We start from the raw sequence: 23,503 nt of genomic DNA on the forward strand, positions 1-23,503 counted from the left end.
GACGGAGCCGGTTATGAATATCATTAAACGCTTCTGGCGTCGTCTGAGCTCACCGAGTAAAGCGGCAGCAGGTGTGGTGCTGTTTTTGGGCTTTATGGGCGGTTTACTGTTCTGGGGGGCATTTAACACAGGAATGGAGGCCACGAATACCGAGGCTTTCTGTTCTGGCTGTCATGCTCCCATAGTGAAGGAGATACGTGAAACCATTCATTACTCAAACCGCTCGGGTGTACGGGCGATTTGTTCAGATTGCCACGTTCCTCATGAGTGGACAGACAAGATTGTCCGCAAAGTTCAGGCATCCAAGGAGCTGTTTGCGTTTGCGATGGGGACGATAAACACCGAGGAGAAGTTTCAGGCAAGGCGGGGGCATCTTGCTCATCGCGAATGGAGCCGAATGAAAAACAACGACTCCAAGGAATGCCGGAACTGCCATCAATTTGAGTACATGGATTACTCTGAACAAGGGGTACGTGCCGTGAAGCAGCACTCAGATGCGCTCGCTTCGGGAGATAAAACCTGTGTGGATTGCCACAAAGGGATAGCCCACCGACTGCCTGATATGAAAGATGTTGAAGGCTGGCAATAAGGAGAAAGCGATGAGTACGCTGGAATCGATTATCTGGCATGTGCTGGGCTATGCCGCCATGCCCGTGATTATCTTAACGGGTTTTCTGATGGTGGCTGTAGTGTCTTTATGGATACTTTCAATCGGGAAAGACAAACCAGGCCGTTAGTGGCAACCATTTCCCTGGCCAGGCGGCTTGTAGCTGATGATTAAAGCCGCCAGCCAGGCAGCATAAAGCGGCAGCCAGTCAGTCAGCAATGCGACAAAAGGTGTGTGGCCTGTCAGCCAAATTTCACCCAGGTGAAGTACAGCAATGCAGGCCAAGCCAAGCAAACAGATAATACGAAACACATTCCGCCCCATACATATATCCTTTGAAAATCTACGGATAAGTATAGATGCAAATGCTAATTGTTATCAAGTGCGTTTGTAAGCTATTTACATATCACTTAATAAAGTGCCAGCCAATGAATCCTGCCCAGGATAACAGCAGTAGTATCCAAGGTAACCGACTCTGTGAGGCGGCTGTCTGCACTTCAGTCTGCTCTGACTGAGCCGGATCTGTGGGGTTGGATGTCGTTTTTTCTTTTAGCTGCTTCTTACGTTGCTTATCCCTTTCACGTGCTTTGGCTTTTTGCTGCTTTTTATAGAGTTCGATGCCCTTCTGAATACCCTGCGCGATAAGCTTGGTCTGTTCTTTTGTCTGTCCTGGCTTTTGTGTTGCTCTGGCAATTTGCATTGCTTCTGCCTGCGTTTCTGGTGAGGGTGAATGGGGTGTTTTGTTCATTGCAATCCCGTTAATGGTAAATTCGTCGATTTGATAGCATTTTATGCCGTTAATGTCGCTGTGCGTAAAAGGCCAGGTTTTGTAGGAATATTCCTACAATTAAGGGTGTTCCACATGACCTGGCGAGCGCTGTTTTTAGTGCATAACCGATGTTAAGTAAATGAAAAGCCACTGTTTATTATCGTGATGCTGAAAGTGTTGCTTTAGAAGCAATCATAGTACTTTTCATTGTTTGTTAAATATACGTAAAAGCGTGATCATGATTACAGGTTAAGTAATTAATCCGTGCGTTACAACGCAGAACGAATGTCTGTTCCTTTGCCAATTGATCCATATCATTTATTGTCAGCAAAGATAAATACGATTTCCCTGTTTCTGGGCACCAGTTGCATGTATTCACTAGATGCTTATGACAGCAATGGTCTGCTAAAACCTTCCAGCCTGTTATGGTTGAGTATGCTGTTCAGTGCCAGAGGGTGGGGAGTGTTTATCATGGCTGGTGTCAGCAGGGCACAAGGTGCTGAGCTGCTCCGGTTATTTTATCCTCACACAGAGAATTTGTACTTTCTGATGGGGATTGGTCTGCCTGCCTTGTTTCTGATGTGGCTGAGCGGAGTGCGTCATAAGAATAACAAAATGATAAACGGAGCATGGCGGTATGGCAGGTTTATTCTGTTATCCGGATATGCGCTGGATTTAGTATTGCAAGTGTACCAACTGACATTGTTAAGAGGCGCCTTTAGCTGGCCGGCAGCAGTTACTTTGCTGGTAACCATTTGGCTAATGGCTTATCTGGTACGAAGTTCCCGAGTCAGACATACATTTGCCAATTAGCCCCATGGAGAAAGTGTCAGATGAATGATTTGGGAAGAGGGGTGCTGTTTAGTGCCTTGCTAAGCCCGCTGGCAATGGCAGACTGGTTACTGAATGTGAACCTGGAATTGTCAAGTGCAGGGTATCACCAGTCGGTCGCCACCTCATTGCAATTGTTGCCGGGTGAAGAAACGGTGATTTTCGGCACTACCGACGGCGATCAGCGCCGCAAGTTTCTCGGCAGCGCGGAGTTGCTCGAAGTGTCCGCTGAAGAAGTTAAGATTGCCTTTAAAATTCAGGAGCAACTGGATGATGGCGCCTGGCGGGTGTTGGCGGCACCGGTAATTTCGACCGGACTGGATACACCAGCTTCATTTGAGTCAGCCCAGGAAGATGACCAGTCGGTTAAACTTCAGGTCGCAGTGATGTCAGCCTAGCGTGTTTACGTTTTCTGGTTTTATGTGACAAAAGCGCCTTTTCGGCGCTTTTTGCTTTTTCTCTGCCACATTTTGTCGACAATACGCCTTTTTCTGACTTGGCTGTCCATGATCAATATGCTTAACTCAGAGCCAATTACAATATACTTTTTATTCTGAATGCTGCCATCAGACAGTTTGCAGCATTCAAGAGCTGAGTATAGAAAAACGCAACATTGGGAGAATGAATGTGACGCCACAAAGTGCCATTTTACCTGAAGCGGGTCCGTATTCTTTGGTCTGTGTGTTTAACCTGGTAGGAAATAAAGACAAGGTTATTCGTCAGTGCCAGGGGCTCGTTGAAGTCGCAGAAAAGCTAAATCATCAGCACGTCAGTGCCTGTATTCGTCTGAGCTTTGGTTTCGGCAAAGCATTCTGGCAGCAATTTGAAAAAGGCTGTCCCAACGATTTTGAAGAATTTGCGCCGCTGGGAAGCGGGGATGTTACCGCCCCCTCCACCGGCGGTGACTTACTGCTTCATATTCACTCTAACCGTCATGATCTGAATTTTCACCTGCTGAGCAGCTTCCTGCAGCCCATTGCTCAGGAAGTCGAATTAATCGATGAAACCAATGGTTTCCGGTATCTGGACGCCCGCGATCTGACCGGCTTTATCGATGGTACAGAAAATCCGAAGAAACAGGCCGCCAGACAAGAGGTGGCTATTATTCCTGAAGGGCCATTCGCAGGAGGTAGCTTCGTGATGGTCCAGCGCTTTGTCCATAATTTACCTGCCTGGCATGCTGTGCATGTTGCTCAGCAGGAAAAAATAATCGGCCGCACTAAACCAGACTCGATTGAGTTGGATGACGTTCCGGCTGACTCACACGTGGGCAGGGTGGATCTGAAAGAAGCAGGTAAAGGGCTGAAAATTGTGCGTCATAGCTTGCCCTACGGCACAGTGAGCGGTGAGCACGGCTTGTTGTTTATTGCCTACTGTGCGCAGCAACGCAACTTCCGCGAAATGCTCGACAGTATGTACGGCGAAAAAGACGGGCAGACGGATAAATTGCTGGACTTTACCAAAGCGGTCACAGGCGCTTACTTCTTTGTACCTTCGGCAGAAATGCTGATGCAGCTGCAGGGATAATCCTCATCATCCGCTGATGCAAAAACGCCGCCTTTTCAGGCGGCGTTTTTATTAACGCATACCGACTATCAAGAAGCTTTACTTCTTAATGCGCAGTACAGGCGTTTCACCCACGGTGACGGTGCCGGACAGTTTAGTCAGCTCTTTGATTTCATCCATGTTAGAAATCACGACTGGTGTCAGCGTCGACTTCGCTTTCTCTTCCAGTACAGCCAGATCGAACTCAATGATAGTGTCACCCACTTTCACCGTTTGACCTTCTTCTGCAATACGCGTGAAGCCTTCGCCTTTCAGTTCAACAGTATCGATACCGAAGTGAACGAACAGCTCTACACCATCGTCAGACTCGATAGAGAATGCGTGGTTGGTTTCAAAAATTTTACCGATCGTACCGTTTACCGGGGCAACCATCTTGTTACCTGCTGGTTTGATGGCAATACCGTCACCAACAATTTTCTCAGCAAAAACAACATCAGGCACATCTTCGATATTTACGATTTCACCTGAAAGCGGGGCGATGATCTCAATAGCACCAGTTTCATTGGTGTCGTCAGAAACCAGCTTCTTCAATTTGTCAAACAGACCCATAGTGTTGCTCCTAAGCGTTGTTATTCTATCTGCTGCTATTACCCGTGCCACTTGAAGCTGCAGCGGTGTTGACCACATTCATTCATCCCAGTCACGTGTTTTCCATGTTCATGGGAAGTCATTCACTTGCTGGCAGCTTCAATCAGTTAGGGTATATCTTAGCAGATGGTTTTTTCTGCGATAAATGTCTCTACGTGTGCTTCGATTTCAGCGGCAGTTGGAAGAGCAAGTGCTTGCTCGGCCATCAGCTTCACATCAGCAAAGTTACTGTTACGAATCACTTTTTTGATGCGTGGAATTGAAATCGCACTCATGCTGAACTCATCAAGGCCCATACCAAGCAATAGCAGGGTCGCACGATCATCACCAGCTAACTCACCGCACATGCCAGTCCATTTACCTTCCTTGTGGGAAGCATCGATGACTTGCTTGATGACAGTTAACACTGCGGGTGACATTGGATTATATAGATGAGAAATCAGCTCGTTACCACGGTCAACAGCCAGAGTATACTGGGTTAAGTCGTTTGTACCAATGCTAAAGAAGTCGACTTCTTTGGCTAAATGGTGAGCAATTGCCGCTGCAGCCGGCGTTTCAACCATAACGCCCACTTCAATTTTGTCGTCGAAAGCAATACCTTCTTCACGCAGTTCTGCTTTGTAGGTTTCCATTTCGTTTTTCAGTTCACGAATCTCTTCGACAGAGATAATCATCGGGAACATTACACGCAGCTTGCCGTGTGCAGAGGCACGCAGGATAGCGCGCAGCTGAGCACGCAGGATTTCACGGCGATCCAGGCTGATACGCACTGCGCGCCAGCCCAGGAAGGGATTCATTTCTTTTGGCAGATCCATGTACGGCAGATCTTTATCACCGCCGATATCCATGGTGCGGATGATCACGGACTGACCAAGCATGGCTTCTGCCACATCTTTATACGCCTGGTACTGTTCGTCTTCAGTCGGCAGTGAATCGCGGTCCATAAACAGGAATTCAGTACGGTACAGACCGACGCCTTCGCCGCCGTTCCGGTTGACACCTTCGCAGTCTTTCACTGTACCTATGTTGCCGCACACTTCAACTTGCTGGCCATCCAGTGTAATTGCCGGCAAATCTTTCAGCTTCGCGAGTTCATCTTTTTCTGCCTGATACTCATCGCGAATGGCTTTGAATTTTGACATTTCGTCTGCTGATGGATTAATAACGATTTGGTTATTAATGGCATCCAACACCAGCATGTCACCGTTCTTCACTTGTTTGGTGATGTCGTTAGTACCCACAATGGCAGGTAACTCGAGTGAACGAGCCATGATGGAGGTGTGGGAGGTGCGGCCACCGATGTCGGTCGCAAAACCCAGCACGTATTTCAGATTGATTTGCGCCGTTTCAGAAGGCGTCAGATCGTTGGCCACCAGTATCACTTCTTCATTGATGGCACTCAGATTGACAATGTTGATACCCAGCGCGTTTTTCACCACACGGTTACCGATATCACGGATGTCGGTGGCACGCTCTTTCAGGTACTCATCGTCCAGGGATTCCAGCGTGGTTGCCTGCTCTTCAATGATAGCGTGAATCGCATAGGCGGCCCTCGCTTTGTTATCTTTAATGAAGGCTATGATTTCCTCTTCAAGCTCTTCATCTTCAAGCAACATGATGTGGCCTTCAAAGATGGCTTCCTTCTCTTCACCGAAGGTAATACGTGCTTTCTCTTTGATTACGTTGAGTTGCTCAGAAGATTTCTGACGCGCATTGAAGAAGCACTCAATTTCTTTTTCGATTTGATCGGCAGAAATGGGTGACTTGTCGAGAGTAATCTCTTCTTCCTGCAGTAGCAGCGCTTTACCGAAAGCGATGCCAGGAGATGCCAGGATACCTGAAATCATAGCCTTACCTTAAATTTAACAAACAACTAGGGAAATAATGTACTGCGGCCGATTAGTGCAGCTGGTCCATCAGGGCAACCAGATGATCAACAGCTTCCTGAGCTTGTGAACCTTCAGCTGAAATGGTGACCACAGTGCCTTTAACCAGGCCTAGTGTTTGCAGTTTGAACAGGCTTTTAGCACTTGCGCTTTTACCATTAGAAGTCACAGTGATGTCGGCATCAAAGCCTTTTGCTTCTTTAACGAATTGCGCAGCAGGACGAGTGTGTAGGCCGTTTTCTGCAGTGATCTCAACTTGCTTCTGATACATTTTTCACCCCGATTCTTAATATCGTATTATGTAATAATCACGTAACTGAAAGTAAGCTTAATCCCTATAGCGAAAGCTTGCTAATTTAGGTTCTAATTTCACATTCACTTACATTGATTTAGTTTATGTTTGGAACCCATTCTAAGAGGTTTGTGACCCGGCAAACATCGACCAGGTCAATTTTCACTCTTTTATTTCGATGCTGAAAATAAAAGCGTGGTCGGATTTATATTAAAGCTAAGGTCAAAAAGCAATAAAAAAGCCCCTATTGAGGGGCTTGACTTTAACAAATGCTTATCAAAAATGGCAATTTTGTGATCACTGTTGGGTTTCTTTTTCGGTAAAGATACCAGCGAACAGCGCCGATGAGAGATAGCGTTCACCTGAACTCGGTAGCACTACAACAATGTTTTTGCCAGCGAATTCCGGGCGCTCAGCAAGGCGGTTGGCTGCAACCACAGCGGCACCTGAAGAGATACCTGCCAGAATGCCTTCTTCTTCCATCAGACGCTGAGCCATAGCAATCGCATCTTCCGAGCTGACACGCTCTACTTCATCAATCAGAGACAGATCCAGGTTGCCAGGAATGAAGCCTGCACCGATACCCTGAATTTTGTGCGGGGCCGGTTTGATCTCTTCACCGTTCAATGCCTGAGTAATAACCGGAGATTCGCTTGGCTCAACGGCAACAGTGGTGATGGCTTTGCCTTTCTGCTGTTTGATAAAACGGCTAACACCGGTCAGAGTACCGCCGGTACCGACACCAGAAACGAACACATCAATGTCGCCTTCGGTTGCATCCCAGATTTCCGGGCCGGTGGTTTTTTCGTGGATTTGCGGGTTAGCAGGGTTATCAAACTGCTGCAGCAGCAGATATTTTTCCGGGTCAGAAGCGACAATTTCTTCTGCTTTTTCAATCGCACCTTTCATGCCTTTTGGTGCTTCAGTCAGAACCAGGTTGGCACCGAGTGCTTTGAGCAGTTTACGACGCTCCAGACTCATACTCTCTGGCATGGTCAGAGTCAGTTTGTAACCGCGGGCGGCGGCAACAAAGGCAAGGGCAATACCTGTGTTACCACTGGTAGGTTCAACCAGCTCCACACCTTGTTTCAGCACGCCACGTTTTTCAGCATCCCAAATCATGTTGGCACCGATACGGCATTTAACGCTGAAGCTTGGGTTGCGTGATTCAATTTTTGCCAGAACATTGCCTTTGCTGACACGGTTCAGGCGTACCAATGGGGTATTACCAATTGTCAGAGAATTATCTTCGTAAATCTTACTCATGCTTGTCGTTCCTTGGTGACACGTTATCAACAAATGATAGTCAAAGCATAATCGCTGACCACGCATTGGAAAGGAATTTATTGTTATATCTTAGAGTTATAAGAAAAGGTGTGAACTGTGCCGCTTTATTATTCCTTATGAGTAATATGAAGTGACACTGAGAGCATATTGACTGCGCAGAGGTCGCGAGAAGAGAGGAGCAAAAACTCCTCTCAGGCAGGGTTTACTGGCGACGGTTGAGCATGGGCTGCCGGTAATGATCAACCCACATGGCTGTTGCGCCGCAAACGGCGACAGGCATGACAAACAGGTTCAGAATTGGTGTCATGGTACACAGCATGACAAGGCTGCCGAAGCTGAGGGATTTCCCGCGGCGCTCTTTGAGGGCATCACGCATGGTATTGAAGGGGATCTTGTGGTTGTCGAAAGGGTAATCGACATACTGAATCGTCATCATCCAGGCACTGAACAGAAACCACAAAACCGGGCCAAGCGTTTGCCCTACCATAGGAATCCATAGCAGTATCAGTAAGCCCAGGGCTTTGGGCAGGTAATATTTCAGTTTGACCCACTCACGGTGCAGGATACGGGGCAGATCTTTGATGATGGCCGCGATTCCGGCGTCAGGCGGCGCTTCCCCAGTCAGCTTGGCTTCCAGGTGTTCGGCTAATAGCCCGTTAAACGGCGCGGCTATCCAATTGGCAATCGTACTGAAAAAATAGGACAGTATGACCAGCAAAGCGATGGCTAATAAAGGCCACAACAGATAAGACAACCAATCAAGCCAACCGGGCAGGCTGGAGAGCCAGCCGTTGATCCAGTCATCCAGCTGAGTCAGTGCGTATCCGAATGCGGCACCGAAAAGCAGGATATTGATTAATAGTGGAATGATCACAAAACGACGCGTGCCTGGCTGCATCGCCAGAGAAACGCCGCGAAAAAAATACCCCGCCCCGCCAATGGGGGTGGTGTTGTATGTCGCTTTAGACATCGTTGGTCTCCTACTGGATTTCCTGTTGCAATGCCAATGTAAGGCGTCAGGATATGAATGCAGGCATAGTAACGGTATCTATAACGACTAATCAATTGGGGCGCGTAGTCTCTTAAGTCAAATTTGCCAGCAGTTTGGCGGAAAATTGTGCTCAAATGCACTATATGACATCAATCACAACATTGAACTTCTCTTTCGGATTTGAGTTTTGATACATTAAGGATAATACCTTCATGAGATAGGCTGTTTAGTTGAACAAAAAATCTCAGGTGTGACTCGCTAAGTTGGTCTGCGTCTGAACAGCAATCGTATTCAGACTGAATGGATTCACTGCTTCAGGCCGTCTTTGTCAGGTAAACAAGTTATTCAGAGTATTCATAATGCAGGAATTGCGTCTGGTTCTAATTATTGTGGGAGTGCTGGCTATTTCAGCGCTTCTGTTGCACGGATTGTGGTCAAGCCGGAAGGACAAACCCGCCAAGTTCGGTGAGAAGCCTATAGGCCGACTGGCAGAGGGTAAGGAAAAAGATAAAGATAATGAAGGCTTTGATCAGGACGGCATAGGCTCTGTCAGGGTTGTTGCCGGTAGCCCGGTTCCTGAAGGCGCGGTAAAGCGGGCAGAGCGAAGAGAGCCAGAGCTGCATTTCGGTGATGAACTGGAGATTGATCCCTTGTTCAGCGCGTCCACCGCACCCGCTGATCCTGCTGTTCAGGAACGTCAACCGCTCTCAACTATGTCTGTGATTGACCGGGAACCTCAACCCTTAACTCAAGTTGCACAGCCAGAGGAAACTGTTCAGGAATCGCCTCAAGCCTTGGTACAGGAACCGGTAACGGCGAGAGCTCAGGAACCAGAGCCGGAATCCGTCTGGCAGTCAGTGCAGGAAACGACTGACGAACATACACAAGCTCCGGAGCCAGCATCGTCCTTCACGGTGTCGGGTGAGGTTTCAGGGTCAGGTTCTGCACCGGAACACACGCCAATTACCGCAACTCAAGGTGAAGAGATTTCACAACAGTCAGACGCAGACATAGCCGTAGCGCAAAAGGTGCAGGTTGAAGAGCAGCCGCCTGAGCCTGATTTTCTGGTCCTGAATGTTCATGCCCGCGGTGGTGAAATGCTGATGGGTGTGAAATTGTTCCAGTGCCTGGAACGCCATCATCTGATTTATGGCGAAAATTCGGTCTATCATCGTCATGTTGATCTTGCAGGCACTGAGCCTGTGCTCTTTACTGTCGCGAACATGGTCAGTCCAGGGTACTTCCCGCAAGATCAATTGGATGAATTTGCTACACCTGGCATTGCTTTTTATCTGATGCTGCCTTGCCACGGCCGTGCTGATGACAATTTTAATCTGATGCTGCAAACCGTACAACGCATTGCCGATGAGATGGGCGCTGATATTTTGGATCACGAGCGTAACCTGATTACGCCGCAGCGCTTGAAAGGTTACCGGGAAAAAGCGAAAAAATACCTGTAACAGGCGTGAGTACTGCCCAGAATGTATCAATAACAGGGCCCCGGTTAGGGGCCCTGTGTTTTAGTGCTCAGAAACGGCAATATGACTAAGAAAGGTGAGTGATGGCCCATTGTCTCGGCGGCTAGCGTCACAGACAATGCCATCCTGATACCCGCTAGTGATAGCGATAAGAATTGATGTAGGAAAAGAAAAATGACAGACATCCAAGCCAGGCTGACCTCCCTGCGCGAGCAGCTTGCTTATCATGGCTACCGGTATTATGTTCTGGATAACCCTGAGGTTCCGGACGCTGAGTATGATCGTTTGATGCAAGAATTGCTGGCGTTGGAAGCTGCGCATCCTGAACTGATTACGGCTGACTCACCCAGCCAGCGTGTTGGCGGTGAGCCGTTGGCAGCTTTTACCCAGATCAATCATGAATTACCGATGCTGTCGCTGGATAATGCATTTTCCGACGAAGAACTGCAGAGCTTCGACCGTCGAATCCGGGAACGTCTGGCAGCGACGGCGGCCGTGTCCTATTGCTGTGAGCCTAAGCTGGATGGCCTGGCCGTCAGCCTGATGTATGAGAACGGGATACTGGTTCAGGCCGCCACACGTGGTGATGGCACCACGGGCGAGAATATTACTGCTAATGTAAAAACCATTCGCGCCATTCCTTTGAAATTACGCGGCAGCGACTGGCCCGTGCGACTAGAGGTGCGTGGTGAAGTCTTCATGCCGAAAAAAGGCTTTGAAGATCTGAACGCCCGGGCAGCCAAAAAAGGTGAGAAAGTGTTCGCGAATCCGCGTAACGCGGCTGCAGGCAGCCTGCGCCAGCTGGATCCGCGCATCACAGCTACCCGGCCTTTGAGTTTTTATGCCTATTCCGTTGGCGTTGTTGAAGGCGCGGAGCTGGCAGGCAGTCAGTATGAGCGCTTATGCCAGTTGAAAGAGTGGGGCCTGCCAATGTGCCCGGAAACGCGGTTGCTGAATAACCTGAGTGAGGTGATTGGCTTCTATCAGGGGATCGGTGAAAAGCGTCAGGCGCTGAGTTACGAAATAGACGGGGTTGTCATTAAGGTTGATGATATCAGCCATCAGCAGCAACTGGGCTTTGTTGCCAGAGCGCCAAGATGGGCTGTGGCGTATAAGTTCCCGGCACAGGAGGAGCTGACGCTGCTGAATCATGTTGAGTTTCAGGTTGGCCGGACCGGGGCGATTACGCCTGTGGCGAAATTGCAGCCAGTGACTGTTGGCGGAGTCACTGTGAGTAACGCCACGCTGCATAATGCCGATGAAATTGCCCGCCTGGGCGTCATGATTGGCGATACTGTGGTGATCCGTCGTGCTGGTGACGTGATACCGCAAGTCGTTTCTGTGGTTCTTTCCCGCCGCCCAGATGATGCGCAGGCGATTGTGTTTCCGGCAACCTGTCCTGTTTGTCAGTCTGCACTGGAGCGGGTGGAAGGTGAGGCGGTAACACGTTGCTCTGGCGGCCTGATTTGCCAGGCTCAGCGTAAAGAAGCCTTAAAGCATTTTGTATCACGCAAGGCGCTGGATGTGGATGGCTGCGGCACTAAGGTCATTGAGCAGCTGGTCGACAAAGAAATGGTCAAAACGCCGGCCGATTTATTTAAGCTGTCTGCCGGGATACTGACAGGTCTTGAACGCATGGGGCCTAAGTCAGCCCAGAAGCTGGTTGATGCCTTCCAGAAGGCAAAGCAGACAACCCTGCCTCGTTTTCTGTACTCCTTGGGGATCCGGGAAGTGGGTGAAGCAACCGCTGCGAATCTGGCAAAACATTTCTTCACACTGGAAGCTGTAATGGCCGCCACTCAGGAGCAACTTGTTGAAGTGCCTGATGTCGGGGCCGTCGTCGCCGCCCACACACATAATTTTTTCCAGGAAGAACATAATCGGGCAGTGATCGATGATTTGTTAAACCAAGGGATTCACTGGCCGGATATCGAAAAGCCGGCTGATGATGCGAAATTGCCTCTTGCCGGGAAAGTGGTTGTGCTGACCGGTACACTTTCTCAGCTAAGCCGTACCGGTGCCAAAGAGGCATTAGAGGCGCTGGGCGCCAAGGTTACCGGCAGCGTTTCCAAGAAAACCGATTTGCTGGTTGCCGGGGAAGCGGCAGGTTCCAAGCTGACCAAAGCACAAGAGCTGGGTATTGAAATCTGGGATGAAGCAGAGCTGCTGGCCAGACTCGAATCCTGATTGTTTATTTCAGTTGTGAAAATAGATGAAAGCCTGTCGGAGTCAGACAGGCTTTTTTATTTACTGATTGGGAGAGTGACTTTTTTCGAATCATGTTTTTTGTGAACAACTGAAAGGCGTTTTAATAGCTGCTTCAGAATAAATTCATAAAAAAATAATAAAAATGGCATAAGAAGTAAGATCTTACATTTATATGAAACGATGGGTGCAACATGCAAAAAACCACTACCAAGCTCTCATTAATGAGATGGTTGTTTTTATAAATTATTGTTATTTATGGTTTTGTTTTTGATTTTTTTGATGTTATTGCAGTTTCATGACTAGGATCACTGTTACTGGATAAATTTGCGCTGAATCATATTTTTTTAACGTCAAATTAACTTCTGATTGATGTTTTGCGCTGCGAAAGTAGTCTTAGCTGTGAACTTATAAAGTTCTCAACCAAACAAAAATATGGAAATGCAAACTCACTATAAGTTTGACTGACATATTGGGGAGAATCACCTGACGTCAACGGCGGCCAACCATTTTGACGCAGGTATACAGCTAGTTTTTTAGGAGTTTTTCCATGGAAAATGTGTTCAAGCGTTCGGTATTAGGAATTGCGGTTGCAGCAGCTGCAACTATGGCTGCATCAGCACAAGCAGCACCAGCAACAGACTCTGTTGATCTTTACGGTCAGGTTGCTGTCTCTGTCTGGCAATTTGGCGAAGATAAAATCGGTGGTGGCGATGCACCACTGAAAGTTGAAAACGAATCCCGTTTCGGTCTGCGTGGCTCAAAAGATCTGGCCCGCGGTCCTAACCTGATCTGGCAGCTGGAAGGCGGTGATGTCGGTGATAACGGCGGTAACTCCGGTCTGGGTGTGCGTGATACTTTCGTGGGTGTGAGCTTTGATGACGGCGGTAAAGTTCGTCTGGGCCGTATGCTGACCCCTCTGTATGAGATGATTGACTGGCCGTACTCAGGTCAGCGTGCCGGTGCTATCTTTGACTGGGGCGGTGATGTACTGGGTGGCGCTCGTTACGATCGTCAATCTAACATGGTGCGTTATGACTCAGGTAACTACAGCGGCTTCACTTTCAATCTGGCTGCTGGCCGTGGTGCCGAGTCTGATAAAGAGTCCAACTTCTACGGTGTCGGTGCGCATTACTCAACAGGTATGATTACGCTGCACGCTGGTTATGAGCTGGGTCAGGATCGTAACGTTAGTGCTCTGAGCGATTTCTACAGCACTCTCCTTGCGCAGCAACCTGGTAACCCAGCAACTTTTACCGATATTGAAGGCTCTCTGAAGTCTGACACAGATGCATACCTTGTTGGTTTCGAACTGAATCTGGGTGATTTCGGTCTGTATGGTGCATTCAAATCTGAAGCAGCTGATTACAATGATGGCACAATCACTGTTGACGGTACTACTGTTAACGTAGCTGGTAACGACATGGATCAGGACAGCTATTCAATTGGTGCTGTTTACAGTGGTGTTGCAAACTGGCAGTTTAAGGCGAACTATGCCGCTAACCTGGCCGCAGACGTGAACGGAAATGAGCTGAGTGGTAGTGAAGACTATATTGTATCTGCTCAGGCGCTGTACTTCCTGGATGATTCAGCCATCACCTATGTTCGTCCTTACATGATCTCGAAAAACGACTCAGACGCTGAGTTTGGTTGGGGGTGGGGAGTAGAATACTACTTCTAATTGCTCAACTGCTACTGCCTTATTTCATTTTGGCCGGCCTTGAAGGCCGGTCCTTTTGCTTAGCTTGGTTGAGCAATCATTGTTTGATAAGCCGTCTGAAGGCAAGCAATGTTAAGGCAGGCAATGTCAGCGTTGGACTGGGATTTCAAAAGCACCTTTTAAGGTGCTTTTTTTATGGCTAACACAAAACCACCGCCGATGGCGGTGGTAATTGTTTTTTCTGTTTCAGCCAGTCAGGCTTATTTATCCATGTTGCTGATTGCCCAGCTCAGAAAGGCTTTTCTGCTCTCCGGGCTGGCTTGTTCAAACCAGTATTTCAGCATGTTATCGGCATCGGGATGACTTGGCATTTGCGCGGTATTTGTTGTTACTGGCTTAGATTGTGGCGCATTGTGTAACGAAGCAACACCCTGGGTTTGGTTGTATTCTTTGGTCAATGTGACGTAATTCGGTGAGATATCAAACCCAACGGCCAGCGTATCAGACTTAACATTGATAGCTTTACCCTTATCCAGTATGTCGAAGCTTGGTGATTTGTCGTATTGCTGGCCTTGTGCCAGGGTATCAATGCGTGGGACTTCAAGCTCCAGTTTGGTATCACTGGCTTCAAAAAGTGCAACAATAGGGACTGAGTCGTATTTTGTCTTCAGACTGCCCGATTCCATGACAATTTTGCCAATGCGAAAAACGACCTGGTTTTGTCCGTCAGGCAACTCCAAAACCGGCTGATGGTTAAAGCCAAGTGAGGAATACCCCGCGTCCTGGCCATTGACAACCAGAAGATGGACACCTTTCGGCAGTGCTAGATTTACCTGCGCCATTGACGGGGAAGCTAAAGCCAACAGCGCAGATGACAGGAGTAACTTTTTCATTTTCATTGGGTACATTCCTTAAGCGCTAAGGGAGTTCTGAGTATGGTTTATAAAAATACAGTTTACTGAGGCTGTGAGTGGGGTAAAGCAGTAAAACTGGCAAACTTGTATAATCTGAAGCTGGTCACTCTCGCAGCGATGAATTACACCAGGTTTTCATCTCTTGCCTGAATAGCAGGTTGAGGATTGGCGTGTCAGTGGTAGAATGCCGCTATTGCTCACTTCTCGTTTGAATCATTTTGATTGAAGGTCTTTTCATGACGGTTAAAACTCGTTTTGCTCCAAGTCCAACAGGCTTCCTCCATGTCGGTGGTGCCCGTACGGCACTGTATTCCTGGCTATACGCTAAACACACGGGTGGTGAATTTGTACTTCGTATTGAAGATACCGATATCGAGCGTTCCACTCAGGAAGCTATTGACGCGATCATGGAAGGTATGGAGTGGCTGGGCCTGAACTGGGATGAAGGTCCATACTATCAAACCAAGCGTTTTGACCGTTATAACCAGCTGGTTGATCAACTGCTGGCGGAAGATAAAGCGTATAAGTGCTATTGCTCAAAAGAGCTGCTGGATGAAATTCGTGAAGAGCAAATGGCTGCTGGCCTCAAGCCCCGTTACGATGCTAATCATCCTCGCATTATTGCAGCCAATGCGGCGGCAACTGCAGACTCTCCGTTTGTGATCCGTTTCCGCAATCCGAAAGAAGGCAGCGTTGTCTTTGATGATCATATCCGTGGTCGTATTGAAATCAGCAACAGTGAAATGGATGATCTGATTATCCGTCGTACTGACGGCAGCCCGACGTATAACTTCTGTGTTGTGGTTGATGATTGGGATATGGCAATCACGCACGTGGTGCGTGGCGAAGACCATATCAACAATACGCCTCGTCAGATCAACATCTACAAAGCGTTAGGTGCGCCGGTACCTGAGTTCGCACATTGTGCAATGATCCTGGGTGATGACGGTGCCAAACTGTCTAAGCGTCATGGTGCGGTAAGCGTGATGCAATACCGTGATGACGGTTACCTGCCTGAAGCGCTGCTGAACTACCTGGTGCGACTGGGATGGTCACACGGCGATCAGGAAATTTTCTCTCAGGAAGAAATGATTGAGTTCTTCAGCCTGGATGACATCAGCAAGTCAGCATCTGCATTCAACACAGACAAACTGCGCTGGCTGAACAACCATTACATCAAAACCTGCGAACCTGAATATGTGGCTAAGCATCTGCAATGGCACCTGGACAATCAGGGTATTGCAACCAGCAATGGCCCGGCTGTCACAGATGTGATTCAGTTGCTGGCTGAGCGTTGCGATACCCTGGTTGAGCTGGCTGCCCAGTCTCGCTACTTCTATCAGGACTTCTCCGCCTTTGATGAAGCCGCGGCGAAAAAGCACTTACGCCCGGTGGCGAAAGAAGCACTGGAATTGGCAAAAGCCAAAGTGGAAGCACTGGATAGCTGGAATACTGACGCATTACATCAGATGATTCAGCAAACTTGTGAGGAGCTGGATCTGGGGATGGGCAAAGTCGGCATGCCGCTGCGTGTCGCGGTAACGGGTCAGGGGCAATCACCCTCGGTGGATGCTGTAATGCATCTGATCGGTAAAAAGCGCGTTGTTGCACGTATTCAAATGGCTCTTGACTTCATTGCCCAGCGCGAAGCGAATGCGTAACTGTCACTGCCATTGAGTGACTGAGTGCTGAACAATCCTGAAAATGAAAAGCGGAGGTCTGTGCCTCCGCTTTTTCTTTGGGTGGAGCGCTATTTGTTTTGTCTTTCAAATGTATCCACGCAAACCCAAAAGTTTTGTGCGCCAGCGCAATATTGCATGGCATCTTGTGGGATTTGAGTTGGTGTTCCGGACAATGTATAAGCCAGCGCATTAAAGCTGAATGCCATCAGTGCGGCTGTTACGAACATTGCGAACTTTTTCATAGCTCTCTCCTTTTGTGGCGGCACAAAGTGATAGGTGAAAAGAGAATGTTATGGTCTGATTCTCTGGTTTTCTTTTATCACTTGGTCTTTATCACTATTAGACTAGAACAAGATCATATTTTTCAATTATTAAAAAGACTCAGAATCTTGTCATGTAAATAGACTGACAGAGCGGTGAATAATTTCACTTTGAACAGAGCAAAGCTGTACCTTGTCTCAGCAATGAGACAGGATGGAGGCAAAGAAAATAGCCGAAGCGTGTCAATCCGAGGGGGGGGATGGCGCTCCCTGCAGGAGTCGAACCTGCGGCCTTCCCCTTAGGAGGGGGACGCTCTATCCTGCTGAGCTAAGGGAGCCTTTCTGAAAAGCAGAAAGGCCATTATACCCAAAAGTGAAGGATTATTAAGTCATTAGTATCTGCGAGCCGGTTGCTTGGTCAGTAAATCACCAGGTTGGATACTGGCTGCCAAATCGCTTTGTTGCACACTGCCTTCCGCAGAAGTTTCATAGACGCGGTCAACAACCAGAGTCATGTCAGTTTCAACCATTCGGTTACGGGAAATACCGTACTGATCAATGAAACCGGCGGTATGCCAAAGTTTTAACTCGTCGCCCTGTTTCACACCATGGACTCTGCCAACATTGATCTGTACCTGATTGCCGTGTGCATTAACGACTTCAGGCAGACTGGATCTGCAGGCCAGAGACGATTCCATATCCAGCATGATATTTCGGCTTAAACGTTGCAGCGCGGCCCCATAAGGGGATACCCAGAAGCGGGCGCTTTGAGTATCTACCTGGCTGATACGGGAAAACGGCCATTCTGCCACTTCCCGGTATTTCCGCTGCGACAGTATTTCCCCTGTTTTGCCGTTGATCACCATAGTTTCTACGGAAAACTGCCTGTTAATTTTGTCATTGGATAACAGATTCTGATCAAGCGTGGAGGTGAGATCCGTAATCTGTCCGCTGATAATGTATTGCGCATCATAATCTTCCGCCAGCATCATCATAGCGTCGGGATTGCCTGGCTGGAGAGGGATCTCACTGGTGCCTGTCACGACGAAGCTTTGCGATTGCTTGCCAATCTGCCGCTTAAGTAACTGAGTGAAATCTTTGCCGATTTGGTAAATACCTCCCAGCGCCGCTTGCTGGGGCACGCTGAGTGAGAAATCACTGATCAGCAGCCCTTTCTTGTACTGGATGTTGTGGCAACTTTTTGCCGAGGGGTAAATATCGACCCTGGCAGTGACATAATAATTGCCGTTTTTGGCAAACGCCTTGCTGATTTGCACATGGCGGACTTCAGTGCCATTAAACTGGTAATCCTGCCTGTCTTCCTGAAAGTAAGGCTTCATTTGCGCAAAGCTGGAAAAATCAGCCCCTGAATAGTACATGGCGCGGTAGACAGCGTCTTCAATCGCATTGGTTCGGGCCGATGTTTTACTTTCCAGCAAGATAGCCTGGCCTGTCACTTCAAACCAGGCGGCCTGGAGCGGTAAAGCAGTGAGCATTCCCAGACCCAGAAGGGCTTTCCTGAGCGTCTTTTTCATAGGTTTTCCAATCTCGGGAGCGATTTCGGTACGATAATTGCTAAGTTTTGTGTGTCGTTCAGGTTGAATCACCATGGATTCATGCTGATTAGCCTATCAGCTTTTTGCTGTGTCAACATCCTGAGTCGCTAGCTGATGTATGCAAAGAGTGTTCCCAAAATGACAAATTGGGAGCGAGGCAATGAAAAGTCGTAAAGTTTTCGAGATAACGGACGATAAAAGGCCATTGTCTCGTTTCTTCCGGAGCAGGGTAGAATGAAAAAATGGACCATCTTGCTGTTGTCGCTGCTGACAGCATCATGTGCATACTCACCAATTTATAATGGTAAAGAGAGCTATACCGGCAGTAATTTTCTGCTGGCGGAAACGCCTCGCCACACCATGGACTTTTTTATCGAAGGTCTGACCAAGCAGTTGGTCGATTCGAATCAGTACCTGACAGCGAAAACACCGCTGGCCGTGACTTCATTTGTTGATATGCAGCAAATGAATGAAACAAACTGGCTGGGTAATGCTGTTTCTGAAGGCTTCATGTATCACATGCAGCAATTGGGATACACTGTGGTGGATTACAAGGCCACCGGCGCGATACGCGTGACAGCAGAAGGGGATTTTTCCCTGAGCCGTAACTGGAAGGAACTGGCTGCTGAACAACCGGTGGACTATGTACTGACCGGGACCATGCTGCGTCAGGGGGGCGGGGTGTTGATCAATGCGCGGGTGATCGGAATGCGTTCCCGCGTTGTTATCGCCACTGCTCAGGGGTTCCTGCCGGAAGACCGGATCGGACGCGATTTGGATACGCTCAATAAAATGCGTCTGGAAAACGGTGTCCTGATTCGTTCAGAAGCAACAAAATTTGAGAACAATTCAATTATTTTAAAACCTTAGGAGTCACTATGCGGTTTTGGTGGATGGCTGTTTTGCTGATTACCCTGTCTGGTTGCCAGCCGTTAACAGAATTTCGCGATATCAACGTGCTCACTGCGGTTGGTTACGCCTCAATCAGTGAGCAACGCGGACAAACCCTGGAAGAAAAACGTATTCGTGCGATGCGGGCTTCTAAAGTGGATGCTTACCGCGAGCTGACCGAGCAGGTCTATGGCATGCGTATCAGTGCCAGAACGGGTCTGACTGATCAGCAGCTTGATTCCGAAGAAACCGATGGTGCGGTGGACGGTGTGATTCGCGGGGCAGAAGTGATCCGCAGCTATCCGGTAGGCGATAGCTATGTGACTGAAATGCAGCTCGATTTAAATAAAATGGAGCGAATGAAGCAGCAGGGTGAGGTCTATCACGTGCCTGCGAATCAGGAAGTGATGTTCTAAATATGCTCTCGTCAGACAAGGCGGCAATCTGATGCCAGTCAGCTTGCCGCCTTGTTTTTTGTCTGCTAACTCTTTGCTTCTTCTTTCGGCTTGTCTGCTGACTCATCTATCCGAAAAACGGGAAGCTGCCAGCTGAAACGGATCGCGGCAAGGCGCAGCAGAAACCCTGTCACCAGCGTTACCCCGATAGCGATGTTCTCCGACACACCAAAGTGAAGCTGAGCCATGTAGAGTCCGGCGGCAATAAAGGCGACCGACGCATACAGCTCTTTGTGGAGCACCAATGGCGTGCGGCGGCAAATCAGATCCCGAAGTAAACCACCAAATACCCCCGTTACTACGGCGGCAACCAGACAGATGATCACAGGTTGTCCCATATTCATGGCGACCCGGCAGCCTAAGATGCTGAATACAATCAGACCCAGGGCATCTAAAATAACGAATATTTTGTGAAAGCGAACGACCAGCGGGGCAACCCAGGTGGTGGCTAACCCCGCCAGGCACGTGATAAGCAGATACTGCGGGTTGGCAATCCAGTTCAGGGGATAATGACCCAAGAGTATGTCCCGAACCGTCCCGCCGCCAATGGCCGTTGCACTGGCAACCAGCATCACACCAAACCAGTCCATGTGGCGCTTGCCGGCAGCCAGAGCGCCGGTCATCGCTTCTGCGGTGATCCCGACAATGTATAAAATGGTTAATAGCATGAAAATCAGACTCTTAGTGAATAGGGATAAGATATTGGGCGCAATGGTAAATGTGATTCAAGTCAATATCCAATGAAATTTTTGAGTGGTTTCATTAGCTGACGTAATTCTGACACCCGAATGCCAAACGGAAAGTCATTCCGGCTGTGAATGTGTGCGGGGAGGGGAATGTTCAGTTTGAATACCAGCCATGCGGCTTATTTATAACGGGTTTGCACAGCGGCGGAGACAGAGCATATCAGTGTCAAATAAATGACGAGCGATGGGGCGAGGTTCAGGCTTTCAGGTTAGTGCCTAAGGAACGCAAATTCTGTGCGACACCTTCTTTGTTGTAGGTCTGGTGATGGCCCAGGCTCTGCTGGAACAGATTGTTGAGTTTGTGAAAACTGAGCTGTGCACGCTGCAAAGCGGCGCCGTTAATCTCGTTTTGACTTCGGCATTCGTCAACCAGCGCCTGAATGGCTTGAACCTGACGGGTAAGCTCAGGATTTTCTTTTAATTGACTGCTTTGCGAATGTCGGGCTATTTGCTGATCCTGAAGCTGAATTTTATCAACCAGTGATTTTTTATCATTGGCGTGCCGGGTGATGTCGCCAGCCTCACGGTTCACAATTGACGCCCTTTCCTGCTCTAGCAGGCGTAACAGAGCCTCAAGCGTGGCATGTTGCTGGGCAAGTAATTGTTCTATGGTTGGCGACATGTTTCTGCACTCCGGCGCTGAATCTGCAAGCTATGGATAATATCAGAGCCCGCGTAATTCGTCCTCAAATCGCAGCATATTACTGGCCAGGCGATCCGCATCAACCTGGTAGGAACCATTGCTGATGGCATTTTTGATCGACTCGACCTTATTGCGATCAAAGCTCGGTTCAGCAGCCAACTGCTGATGGATTTGCCCGACCGCCCGAGCTTGCGAGCTCAGCGAGACCGCATCCTGAGGTGTGTGACCAGATTCTTCTCTGGCCTCGGGCCTGCCCTGTGTGTTGTTCGTACTGTTACTGTTGCGCAGGTTGCTTAACAGCTGGCCACTGCGCAGGGAATCAATACTTGCCATAATCGTGTTGCCTTTAACAGATATTCATCGTTGATGCCCTGCTATCGGCAAGGCTATGACTAACTTTAGCATTTTTTTCGCTCAGTACTTTACTGTAACTTCGCCGACTGCGGTAATTGTCGCACTGATAATGCGGCGTGACTTGTTGTTTTGCACCCGTATGTCTTCACCCAGGGAACCATCGGACAGTGCTGTTCCTTTAGTCACTATGTTGAGGCCGCTTTGACCTGCTCTGATCAGCACGGAATCGTTACGGCACACCAGGCAGATATCATTGCCCAGCACAGCCTCACCCATGTTGATGTTACGTTTTACTGTCGAGCCGATGATTTGTTCCGGGTATTCGAACACTATGCCTCTCTGGTAGCGGCTTTCCACCTGGCGCACCTGCAGGTCTGAGCCGGCAATGACTGCACCGCGGGCCAGTGGTCTTGCCGCAACGACTCTTGGCAGCAAAAGTGAAACCTGCACCGGCACGTAAACCTGCCAGTTTGTCGAAGGACAACTGACCAGAACAGTGACATTGCCGGTCAGAGACTGCTTACCCGGCACGGAAGTATCAAGCGCGTCCGGGCAATCACCAATGCGTAACCGGTTATCCAGCTCGGAGGCTGTGATGTCCAGTTCCCCGCGCTCTGGTTTGGCCACCAGGCTTCTGATGTGATCCGCTGCTGCCTCGCGCACATTACTGAGCATATTATCGCTAGCAGCAATTGCATTCATGCTTAAGAAACCGCACAGTATGCCGATAAAGATTAAACAGAGTGTAAATTGTGTTCTTCCTGTCACGCTTTTCGCTCTTTTTATGTCGCTTTCTGGGGCTACAATTGCTCCATGATAGGGGATTTTGACTCGGATTACCCGTTGATCCTTCAAAATTGTCTATTTTTACAACAATTCATTTCGACAACTTTGGAGTCACGTTATATGTCGGGGATATTGGATTCTGTGAACCAGCGCACTCAGCTTGTGGGACAAAACCGTCTCGAGTTGCTGACCTTCAAGCTGAACCGCCGCCAGCGCTACGGCATTAATGTCTTCAAGGTAAAAGAGGTACTGCAGTGCCCTAAGCTCACAGCCATGCCGAATCTTCATCCGCTGGTGAAAGGGATCGCCCATATTCGTGGTCAGACCATTTCAGTGATTGACATGAGTCTGGCCACCGGCGGACGTCCTATTGAGAACACAGAAAATTGTTTTGTGATCATCTCCGAGTTTAATCGCTCTGTGCAGGGGTTTTTGGTGTCTGCTGTTGAGCGAATCATTAATATGAACTGGGAAGACATACTCCCGCCACCTAAAGGCGCAGGCAGTGGTAACTACCTGACCGCAGTGACTGAAATTGATGGTGAATTGGTTGAAATTCTGGATGTTGAAAAAATCCTGGATGAAATTTCGCCAAGGCACACTGAAGTGTCGCAGACATTGCGGGATGAGATGATTCGTGACAATCCTGTCACTCGCCGCGTGCTGGTGGCTGATGACTCCAGTGTGGCACGTAAACAGGTGCAACGTGCAATTGAATCAATCGGTTGTGAGTGCATTCTGGTGAAAGATGGTAAAGAAGCCCTCATTAAGCTCCGTGAAATGGCGACAGAAGATAGTATCTATAATCAGCTTGATTTAGTGATTTCTGATATCGAAATGCCTGAAATGGACGGTTACACCCTGACGGCGGCCATCAGAAATGATGCCAAACTAAAAGATTTACATGTTATCCTGCACACCTCGTTGAGTGGGGTATTTAATCAGGCCATGGTAGACAGAGTCGGTGCTAATGCGTTTATTCCCAAGTTTAATCCCGATGAACTTGGCGCAGCAGTTAAAGCGGCCATGCCTGAATAAACTAACGTTAGAGTAGTA

At 48.6% G+C, this 23,503-nt stretch carries 26 protein-coding genes and 1 tRNA gene; 12 read left to right on the forward strand and 15 right to left on the reverse strand.

What is annotated here, in order from left to right; all coding sequences use genetic code 11:
• The first annotated feature begins 13 nt into the window (after nt 1–13).
• Both H511_RS0119805 and H511_RS24530 read left to right on the forward strand, forming a co-directional pair.
• Nucleotides 14–589, forward strand: coding sequence for a NapC/NirT family cytochrome c (locus tag H511_RS0119805; protein WP_027253889.1), 576 nt, complete (start codon nt 14–16; stop codon nt 587–589).
• Nucleotides 590–599: 10 nt separating this feature from the next.
• The gene (locus tag H511_RS24530) at nt 600–737 is read left to right on the forward strand and encodes a TIGR02808 family protein (RefSeq protein WP_081669337.1); all 138 of its coding nucleotides are present in this window, start codon (nt 600–602) and stop codon (nt 735–737) included.
• On the opposite strand, the gene H511_RS0119815 is transcribed toward H511_RS24530, so the two are convergent.
• Both H511_RS0119815 and H511_RS0119820 read right to left on the reverse strand, forming a co-directional pair.
• Nucleotides 734–931: a hypothetical protein gene (locus H511_RS0119815; protein WP_027253890.1), complete on the reverse strand. Its 198-nt coding sequence runs from the start codon at nt 929–931 to the stop codon at nt 734–736. The two genes, H511_RS24530 and H511_RS0119815, sit on opposite strands and share 4 nt — an antisense overlap.
• An 82-nt stretch (nt 932–1,013) precedes the next feature.
• Nucleotides 1,014–1,355, reverse strand: coding sequence for a DUF2956 domain-containing protein (locus H511_RS0119820; protein ID WP_036760080.1), 342 nt, complete (start codon nt 1,353–1,355; stop codon nt 1,014–1,016).
• 390 nt (nt 1,356–1,745) lie between these two features.
• On the opposite strand from H511_RS0119820, the gene H511_RS0119825 reads away from it, so the two are divergent.
• From H511_RS0119825 to H511_RS0119835, 3 genes are all read left to right on the forward strand, one after another.
• A complete protein-coding gene (locus H511_RS0119825) occupies nt 1,746–2,189 on the forward strand; it encodes a DUF2919 domain-containing protein (RefSeq protein ID WP_036760083.1) in 444 nt (147 codons plus the stop codon).
• A gap of 20 nt (nt 2,190–2,209) precedes the next feature.
• A complete protein-coding gene (locus tag H511_RS0119830; protein ID WP_027253893.1) occupies nt 2,210–2,605 on the forward strand; it encodes a hypothetical protein in 396 nt (131 codons plus the stop codon).
• A gap of 223 nt (nt 2,606–2,828) precedes the next feature.
• Nucleotides 2,829–3,734 carry a Dyp-type peroxidase gene (locus tag H511_RS0119835; protein ID WP_036760085.1) on the forward strand — a complete coding sequence of 302 codons (906 nt, stop codon included), beginning with the start codon at nt 2,829–2,831 and terminating at the stop codon, nt 3,732–3,734.
• 78 nt (nt 3,735–3,812) lie between these two features.
• Here H511_RS0119835 and crr read toward each other — a convergent pair whose 3' ends face one another.
• The 5 genes from crr to cysZ form a co-directional block, all read right to left on the reverse strand.
• Nucleotides 3,813–4,322, reverse strand: a complete 510-nt coding sequence (gene crr / locus H511_RS0119840; RefSeq protein WP_027253895.1) for a PTS glucose transporter subunit IIA — start codon at nt 4,320–4,322, stop codon at nt 3,813–3,815.
• Between the two features lie 158 nt (nt 4,323–4,480).
• Entirely contained in the window at nt 4,481–6,208 is a 1,728-nt protein-coding gene (gene ptsI, locus H511_RS0119845) for a phosphoenolpyruvate-protein phosphotransferase PtsI (protein ID WP_027253896.1), read from the reverse strand.
• Nucleotides 6,209–6,260: 52 nt separating this feature from the next.
• Nucleotides 6,261–6,518, reverse strand: coding sequence for an HPr family phosphocarrier protein (locus tag H511_RS0119850; protein ID WP_027253897.1), 258 nt, complete (start codon nt 6,516–6,518; stop codon nt 6,261–6,263).
• A 318-nt stretch (nt 6,519–6,836) separates the two neighbouring features.
• Nucleotides 6,837–7,805 (reverse strand): cysteine synthase A, encoded by a 969-nt coding sequence (gene cysK / locus H511_RS0119855; protein WP_027253898.1) that lies wholly within the window; start codon nt 7,803–7,805, stop codon nt 6,837–6,839.
• Between the two features lie 223 nt (nt 7,806–8,028).
• Nucleotides 8,029–8,796, reverse strand: a complete 768-nt coding sequence (gene cysZ / locus H511_RS0119860) for a sulfate transporter CysZ (RefSeq protein WP_027253899.1) — start codon at nt 8,794–8,796, stop codon at nt 8,029–8,031.
• Nucleotides 8,797–9,176: 380 nt separating this feature from the next.
• On the opposite strand from cysZ, the gene zipA reads away from it, so the two are divergent.
• The 3 genes from zipA to H511_RS0119875 all read left to right on the forward strand — a co-directional run bounded on the left by zipA (nt 9,177) and on the right by H511_RS0119875 (nt 14,181).
• Complete coding sequence (gene zipA, locus H511_RS0119865; RefSeq protein ID WP_051288330.1) at nt 9,177–10,277, forward strand: cell division protein ZipA; 1,101 nt, start codon at nt 9,177–9,179, stop codon at nt 10,275–10,277.
• Nucleotides 10,278–10,469: 192 nt separating this feature from the next.
• Nucleotides 10,470–12,482: an NAD-dependent DNA ligase LigA gene (ligA, locus tag H511_RS0119870; protein ID WP_027253901.1), complete on the forward strand. Its 2,013-nt coding sequence runs from the start codon at nt 10,470–10,472 to the stop codon at nt 12,480–12,482.
• Between the two features lie 568 nt (nt 12,483–13,050).
• Nucleotides 13,051–14,181, forward strand: coding sequence for a porin (locus tag H511_RS0119875; protein ID WP_027253902.1), 1,131 nt, complete (start codon nt 13,051–13,053; stop codon nt 14,179–14,181).
• Between the two features lie 239 nt (nt 14,182–14,420).
• On the opposite strand, the gene H511_RS0119880 is transcribed toward H511_RS0119875, so the two are convergent.
• Nucleotides 14,421–15,059: a YccT family protein gene (locus tag H511_RS0119880; protein WP_051288331.1), complete on the reverse strand. Its 639-nt coding sequence runs from the start codon at nt 15,057–15,059 to the stop codon at nt 14,421–14,423.
• 251 nt (nt 15,060–15,310) lie between these two features.
• On the opposite strand from H511_RS0119880, the gene gltX reads away from it, so the two are divergent.
• Nucleotides 15,311–16,735: a glutamate--tRNA ligase gene (gene gltX / locus H511_RS0119885; protein WP_027253904.1), complete on the forward strand. Its 1,425-nt coding sequence runs from the start codon at nt 15,311–15,313 to the stop codon at nt 16,733–16,735.
• A gap of 89 nt (nt 16,736–16,824) precedes the next feature.
• On the opposite strand, the gene H511_RS24715 is transcribed toward gltX, so the two are convergent.
• From H511_RS24715 to H511_RS0119900, 3 genes are all read right to left on the reverse strand, one after another.
• A complete protein-coding gene (locus tag H511_RS24715; RefSeq protein ID WP_155804966.1) occupies nt 16,825–16,998 on the reverse strand; it encodes a hypothetical protein in 174 nt (57 codons plus the stop codon).
• A 279-nt stretch (nt 16,999–17,277) separates the two neighbouring features.
• Nucleotides 17,278–17,354 (reverse strand) — tRNA-Arg (locus H511_RS0119895).
• Between the two features lie 54 nt (nt 17,355–17,408).
• Nucleotides 17,409–18,551 carry a flagella assembly protein FlgT gene (locus tag H511_RS0119900; protein ID WP_027253905.1) on the reverse strand — a complete coding sequence of 381 codons (1,143 nt, stop codon included), beginning with the start codon at nt 18,549–18,551 and terminating at the stop codon, nt 17,409–17,411.
• 255 nt (nt 18,552–18,806) lie between these two features.
• On the opposite strand from H511_RS0119900, the gene H511_RS0119905 reads away from it, so the two are divergent.
• Together H511_RS0119905 and H511_RS0119910 are read left to right on the forward strand one after the other, a co-directional pair.
• On the forward strand, nt 18,807–19,442 hold the full coding sequence (locus tag H511_RS0119905) for a FlgO family outer membrane protein (protein ID WP_027253906.1): 636 nt from the start codon (nt 18,807–18,809) through the stop codon (nt 19,440–19,442).
• An 8-nt stretch (nt 19,443–19,450) separates the two neighbouring features.
• Nucleotides 19,451–19,879 (forward strand): LPP20 family lipoprotein, encoded by a 429-nt coding sequence (locus H511_RS0119910; protein ID WP_027253907.1) that lies wholly within the window; start codon nt 19,451–19,453, stop codon nt 19,877–19,879.
• A gap of 65 nt (nt 19,880–19,944) precedes the next feature.
• Here H511_RS0119910 and H511_RS0119915 read toward each other — a convergent pair whose 3' ends face one another.
• From H511_RS0119915 to flgA, 4 genes are all read right to left on the reverse strand, one after another.
• On the reverse strand, nt 19,945–20,586 hold the full coding sequence (locus tag H511_RS0119915) for a trimeric intracellular cation channel family protein (protein ID WP_027253908.1): 642 nt from the start codon (nt 20,584–20,586) through the stop codon (nt 19,945–19,947).
• Between the two features lie 274 nt (nt 20,587–20,860).
• Nucleotides 20,861–21,286: a flagella synthesis protein FlgN gene (locus tag H511_RS0119920; RefSeq protein ID WP_027253909.1), complete on the reverse strand. Its 426-nt coding sequence runs from the start codon at nt 21,284–21,286 to the stop codon at nt 20,861–20,863.
• Between the two features lie 42 nt (nt 21,287–21,328).
• On the reverse strand, nt 21,329–21,640 hold the full coding sequence (gene flgM / locus H511_RS0119925; protein WP_027253910.1) for a flagellar biosynthesis anti-sigma factor FlgM: 312 nt from the start codon (nt 21,638–21,640) through the stop codon (nt 21,329–21,331).
• Nucleotides 21,641–21,721: 81 nt separating this feature from the next.
• On the reverse strand, nt 21,722–22,429 hold the full coding sequence (flgA, locus tag H511_RS0119930; RefSeq protein WP_027253911.1) for a flagellar basal body P-ring formation chaperone FlgA: 708 nt from the start codon (nt 22,427–22,429) through the stop codon (nt 21,722–21,724).
• Nucleotides 22,430–22,567: 138 nt separating this feature from the next.
• Here flgA and H511_RS0119935 point away from each other — a divergent pair, with 138 nt between their 5' ends.
• On the forward strand, nt 22,568–23,485 hold the full coding sequence (locus tag H511_RS0119935) for a chemotaxis protein (protein WP_027253912.1): 918 nt from the start codon (nt 22,568–22,570) through the stop codon (nt 23,483–23,485).
• The last annotated feature ends 18 nt before the right edge of the window (nt 23,486–23,503 follow it).

Source organism: Photobacterium halotolerans DSM 18316, from assembly GCF_000425165.1.
Taxonomy (GTDB): Bacteria; Pseudomonadota; Gammaproteobacteria; order Enterobacterales; family Vibrionaceae; genus Photobacterium; species Photobacterium halotolerans.

Coding starts and splice junctions, on each gene's coding strand:
- H511_RS0119805 (WP_027253889.1), top strand. CDS start 14: ATGAATATCATTAAACGCTTCTGGCGTCGTCTGAGCTCACCGAGTAAA.
- H511_RS24530 (WP_081669337.1), top strand. CDS start 600: ATGAGTACGCTGGAATCGATTATCTGGCATGTGCTGGGCTATGCCGCC.
- H511_RS0119815 (WP_027253890.1), bottom strand. CDS start 931: ATGGGGCGGAATGTGTTTCGTATTATCTGTTTGCTTGGCTTGGCCTGC.
- H511_RS0119820 (WP_036760080.1), bottom strand. CDS start 1,355: ATGAACAAAACACCCCATTCACCCTCACCAGAAACGCAGGCAGAAGCA.
- H511_RS0119825 (WP_036760083.1), top strand. CDS start 1,746: ATGTATTCACTAGATGCTTATGACAGCAATGGTCTGCTAAAACCTTCC.
- H511_RS0119830 (WP_027253893.1), top strand. CDS start 2,210: ATGAATGATTTGGGAAGAGGGGTGCTGTTTAGTGCCTTGCTAAGCCCG.
- H511_RS0119835 (WP_036760085.1), top strand. CDS start 2,829: ATGAATGTGACGCCACAAAGTGCCATTTTACCTGAAGCGGGTCCGTAT.
- crr (WP_027253895.1), bottom strand. CDS start 4,322: ATGGGTCTGTTTGACAAATTGAAGAAGCTGGTTTCTGACGACACCAAT.
- ptsI (WP_027253896.1), bottom strand. CDS start 6,208: ATGATTTCAGGTATCCTGGCATCTCCTGGCATCGCTTTCGGTAAAGCG.
- H511_RS0119850 (WP_027253897.1), bottom strand. CDS start 6,518: ATGTATCAGAAGCAAGTTGAGATCACTGCAGAAAACGGCCTACACACT.
- cysK (WP_027253898.1), bottom strand. CDS start 7,805: ATGAGTAAGATTTACGAAGATAATTCTCTGACAATTGGTAATACCCCA.
- cysZ (WP_027253899.1), bottom strand. CDS start 8,796: ATGTCTAAAGCGACATACAACACCACCCCCATTGGCGGGGCGGGGTAT.
- zipA (WP_051288330.1), top strand. CDS start 9,177: ATGCAGGAATTGCGTCTGGTTCTAATTATTGTGGGAGTGCTGGCTATT.
- ligA (WP_027253901.1), top strand. CDS start 10,470: ATGACAGACATCCAAGCCAGGCTGACCTCCCTGCGCGAGCAGCTTGCT.
- H511_RS0119875 (WP_027253902.1), top strand. CDS start 13,051: ATGGAAAATGTGTTCAAGCGTTCGGTATTAGGAATTGCGGTTGCAGCA.
- H511_RS0119880 (WP_051288331.1), bottom strand. CDS start 15,059: ATGAAAATGAAAAAGTTACTCCTGTCATCTGCGCTGTTGGCTTTAGCT.
- gltX (WP_027253904.1), top strand. CDS start 15,311: ATGACGGTTAAAACTCGTTTTGCTCCAAGTCCAACAGGCTTCCTCCAT.
- H511_RS24715 (WP_155804966.1), bottom strand. CDS start 16,998: ATGAAAAAGTTCGCAATGTTCGTAACAGCCGCACTGATGGCATTCAGC.
- H511_RS0119900 (WP_027253905.1), bottom strand. CDS start 18,551: ATGAAAAAGACGCTCAGGAAAGCCCTTCTGGGTCTGGGAATGCTCACT.
- H511_RS0119905 (WP_027253906.1), top strand. CDS start 18,807: ATGAAAAAATGGACCATCTTGCTGTTGTCGCTGCTGACAGCATCATGT.
- H511_RS0119910 (WP_027253907.1), top strand. CDS start 19,451: ATGCGGTTTTGGTGGATGGCTGTTTTGCTGATTACCCTGTCTGGTTGC.
- H511_RS0119915 (WP_027253908.1), bottom strand. CDS start 20,586: ATGCTATTAACCATTTTATACATTGTCGGGATCACCGCAGAAGCGATG.
- H511_RS0119920 (WP_027253909.1), bottom strand. CDS start 21,286: ATGTCGCCAACCATAGAACAATTACTTGCCCAGCAACATGCCACGCTT.
- flgM (WP_027253910.1), bottom strand. CDS start 21,640: ATGGCAAGTATTGATTCCCTGCGCAGTGGCCAGCTGTTAAGCAACCTG.
- H511_RS0119935 (WP_027253912.1), top strand. CDS start 22,568: ATGTCGGGGATATTGGATTCTGTGAACCAGCGCACTCAGCTTGTGGGA.